At 38.4% G+C, this 3699-nt stretch carries 4 protein-coding genes; 2 read left to right on the top strand and 2 right to left on the bottom strand.

Features of this window, described 5'->3' with window-relative positions:
• Nucleotides 1–401: 401 nt before the first annotated feature.
• A complete protein-coding gene (locus AC52RT_RS13845; RefSeq protein ID WP_495541284.1) occupies nucleotides 402–980 on the bottom strand; it encodes a GNAT family N-acetyltransferase in 579 nt (192 codons plus the stop codon).
• A 215-nt stretch (nucleotides 981–1195) separates the two neighbouring features.
• Entirely contained in the window at nucleotides 1196–2110 is a 915-nt protein-coding gene (locus AC52RT_RS13840) for a helix-turn-helix transcriptional regulator (RefSeq protein ID WP_495541283.1), read from the bottom strand.
• A 199-nt stretch (nucleotides 2111–2309) separates the two neighbouring features.
• Between AC52RT_RS13840 and modA the strand changes: the two genes are divergently transcribed.
• Nucleotides 2310–3065: a molybdate ABC transporter substrate-binding protein gene (gene modA, locus AC52RT_RS13835; RefSeq protein WP_495541285.1), complete on the top strand. Its 756-nt coding sequence runs from the start codon at nucleotides 2310–2312 to the stop codon at nucleotides 3063–3065.
• A complete protein-coding gene (gene modB, locus AC52RT_RS13830; RefSeq protein WP_495541282.1) occupies nucleotides 3065–3652 on the top strand; it encodes a molybdate ABC transporter permease subunit in 588 nt (195 codons plus the stop codon). Before modA ends, modB begins: the two co-directional genes overlap by 1 nt.
• Nucleotides 3653–3699: the final 47 nt, after the last annotated feature.

Here is a 3699-nt window from a genome sequence, read left to right as displayed (position 1 = left end):
TATTGAAGGAAAGTTCCATTAATTTTTCTAAAGGAATGAAAAAATGACTTAAAAAGTTTTAGATTGTCAGAAATTTTTTGGTTCTCAGATCAAACATGCACGACATTACCTGATATCCAACGATATTTTAAAAATACCTGGGATCTCTTAAATAGGTAGCCGTTGGGGAAAATACAGCTACCTGTTTATATCATTATCATTGGGAAGGTTTTTTAGACAACCAATTCGTTGCTGGAAGCGGGCGAGCCGCCAACATCTTTATAAAGAACGAAGAGGGAAACTGGAAACTAGTTCATGAACATTTGAGCGGTAGCTGCTAAGGTAACTGGATTTAGTCGCCATTTGAAAGACAGCATGTGAAAAATGTTTGGTTAATGTGCAGGATACTTTGGAGAAAAAGGTTATCTAGCTAAAAACCCTTCTAAACGATTTTTAACGCCTGGCCACTCTTCCATAAGGATGCTGAAAACAACGGTATTGCGGATATAACCGTCGCGGAGGACTTTATCTTTGCGAAGAATGCCTTCCGGAACAGCTCCCAAACGTTTTATGGCAGTTTGTGAGCGAATATTTCGTTCGTCTGTTCTAAATTCGACCCGGTTCATTGACCATGTTTCAAAGGAATGTTGCAGCAGTAACAGTTTACATTCTGAATTTACAGCTGTCCGCCAGTACGTGGGATGATACCAGGTTGAGCCAATTTCAAGCGAACGATTTGAGAATTGGATGGAGCGGAGGCTGGTGCTGCCAATTAGTTGATTCGTTGTATTCTCCATTACTACAAACGGATAATGCAAGCCGTTCTCTCTTGCTGCAATGCCATCCTTAATGAAATTTTCTGCATCCTCAAACGATAAGATCTTCGTAGCACTCCACTCCCAAATTTCCTTCGGTTTTGATGCTTCATATAAGGGGAGAAGATGTTCTTCAGTTAAAGGAAGTAACGTGACAGTCTTTCCATGTATTTCAATATGGTCCATGGAATATCCCTCCTATTATCAAGATACTACTAGTATAGGAGAAAACTAATCCTTAGATAAGTACCAGTTTAATTATTATTATAGGTACCAGATTAGTTGGGAGATTACAATGTAGTTACTCCCAATAAGTAAGTTGTAAAAAAGAGAAACGGGATTAAAGGACGAACTTGTTGCAGACAAAGGAACTCATCCTTGAATTCCTTTGTAGATCATAATTAAAGTGTTTCATAAATGACCGAGCCCATCTGTGAAGTATCATAATCACTTAGAGAGTTGATTTCCGATTGGAAAGAAGGGGAAGCTAATATCTCTTTTATATTGGCAATGAGCGGCTCGTTTTCAGGTGTTTTTAGAATAACAAGATCCAAACGTTCTGTAATTAAGGGAATGAAATCTACGCCCACAATTTTAGCAGCTTTCTCAATTCCTACGCCTGCATCTGCTAATCCTGAGTTTATAGCTGAAGCTATACTCAAATGATTGGTTTCTTCTTTTGTGTAGCCCTTTATCTCAGTAACAGGGATATTATGTATCCTGAGCTGTTCGTCCAAAAGAATCCTAGCGCCTGAACCTTTCTCCCGATTAATGATAGTTACCTGATTCTGGTGCAAATCCTTCCAGGAGGTAAGATTATGCGGATTTCCTTTTTGGACGTATAGTCCGGCTTTCCGTGAAACCAGATTTATTAAAATGTAAGGATAGCTTACTAAGATTTTCTTTACGTAGGGTAGATTATATTCTCCAGTATCACCATCAAGTACATGCAAGCTAACGATATCACACTCGCCATTGTACATAGAAATCAGGCTGTTTAAGCTTCCTGTATAGGACCGTAACGTTTTAAACGTTGACCCTTTCTCAATATGTTTTCCGAGTATATCAAGGACAAGGTCTTGGCCGCTGATGACAATCTTTGAGCTGTCTTTCGCTCCATTTTTTTGATACTCATCAGCTGGTTGATTTCGATTATGATTGATATAGGCGTCTAAGTCTTTCGCGTCCATCCGCATTTGCCTGCCGACGCGAAAAACCGGAATTTCGCCTTTTTTTATGAGGTCATATATGGTAAGTTTCGATACTTTTAAAAGCTGGGATACTTCCTCGATTGTATAAGAAAGGTCTTTTGTCATTCTGCTCGCATCCTTCCATCACTTATAATAACTCACTATCCGTTTAAAGTAACTTCACTATCTTCAAGTCTTTCTTTTTTTGTTCTAACCGATTATAATTGGATAGATCTAATTATAACTAGTTATATCTAATTATAACTATAAAGGCGAAAGAAGATGAAGAATAGTGAAAAAGATAGGGATTTTTTGTCTCTTGATTATGTTCTTAGGATTAGTAATGTCCGGATGTTCATCAAATGAAGGAAGTAAAAAGCAGAATGCTGGTTCAGTAAAAGTTGAATTGACTATTTCGGCCGCAGCAAGTTTACAAGATGCTATAAATGAAATAAAAACAGCTTATGAAAAAGAGAACGCTAATGTGAAAATCAATCTAAACCTTGGCGCTTCTGGTGCACTCCAGCAGCAGATTTCTCAAGGAGCACCAGTTGATTTATTCTTCTCTGCCGCTGAAGATAAGTTTGAGAAATTAAAGGATGAGAAGCTCATTGAAAAGGGCATAAATCTTATAGGCAATGAAATTGTCTTAGTAGTTCCAAAAGAATCTAATCAAAGTATAAATGAATTTGAAGATCTCCCAAAAGTTAAAAAAATAGCTATTGGTACACCGGAGACTGTCCCTGCTGGACAATATGGGAAAGAGACATTAGAAAACATAGGGATTTGGAAAGATTCTGAAGAAAATTTGGTCTATGCCAAGGATGTGCGCCAAGTACTCACATATGTAGAGACAGAGAATGTTGATGCAGGGATTGTTTACAAAACCGATGCTTTGACATCTGAAAAAATCAAAATTACAGCAACAGCAACTGAAGATACACACACTCCGATTAATTATCCAGTAGGAGTAATTAAAGAGAGCTCCCATTTAGAAGAAGCAAATAAGTTTTACGAATATCTTCAAACCAAAGAAGCAATGGAGATATTTGTGAAATATGGATTTGCAGATATTAATTGATGACTACTGATTTTTGGTCACCTGTCCGATTATCTATTGAGATTGCCATCGTTTCGGGAATACTGGTTATTATTCTAGGAATAATTGCGGGGAGGTTTATGGCTAGGGCTAAATTTAGGGGGAAGGTGTTGGTTGAAACACTCTTTCTTTTACCATTAGTTTTACCGCCGACGGTTGTGGGTTTTTTCTTAATTGTTCTGTTTGGAAAAAACAGCCCTTTCGGACAGTTAATTGAATGGATATTTAATCAGTCGATTATGTTTACTTGGTGGGCTGCGGTTCTGGCCTCGGCTATTGTTGCTTTTCCATTAATGTATCAGTCGTCTAAGACTGGATTTGAAGCGATTGATATCGATATAGAAGGCGCAGCACGAGTAGATGGAGCGAATGAAGTCAAACTATTTCTATTCGTCTCCATTCCCTTAGCGCTAAAGTCCCTTGTGGCAGGCGGGATCTTGAGTGTTGCACGAGCATTAGGAGAGTTTGGAGCAACTCTCATGTTTGCGGGGAACATTCCTGGAAAAACACAAACGACGCCGACAGCAATCTATATGGCTATTGAGACGGGAAATATGCAAATGGCTTGACTATGGGTAGCATGTATAGTCGGCATCTCATTTTTTATGGTCATTGT

This window comes from Peribacillus sp. (assembly GCF_059453735.1).
This window is presented reverse-complemented; position numbering and strand designations above follow the sequence as displayed.

Bases quoted from the DNA above. Each gene is read 5' to 3' on its own strand.
- modB (WP_495541282.1), top strand. From the start codon at position 3,065: ATGACTACTGATTTTTGGTCACCTGTCCGATTATCTATTGAGATTGCC.
- AC52RT_RS13840 (WP_495541283.1), bottom strand. From the start codon at position 2,110: ATGACAAAAGACCTTTCTTATACAATCGAGGAAGTATCCCAGCTTTTA.
- modA (WP_495541285.1), top strand. From the start codon at position 2,310: ATGTTCTTAGGATTAGTAATGTCCGGATGTTCATCAAATGAAGGAAGT.
- AC52RT_RS13845 (WP_495541284.1), bottom strand. From the start codon at position 980: ATGGACCATATTGAAATACATGGAAAGACTGTCACGTTACTTCCTTTA.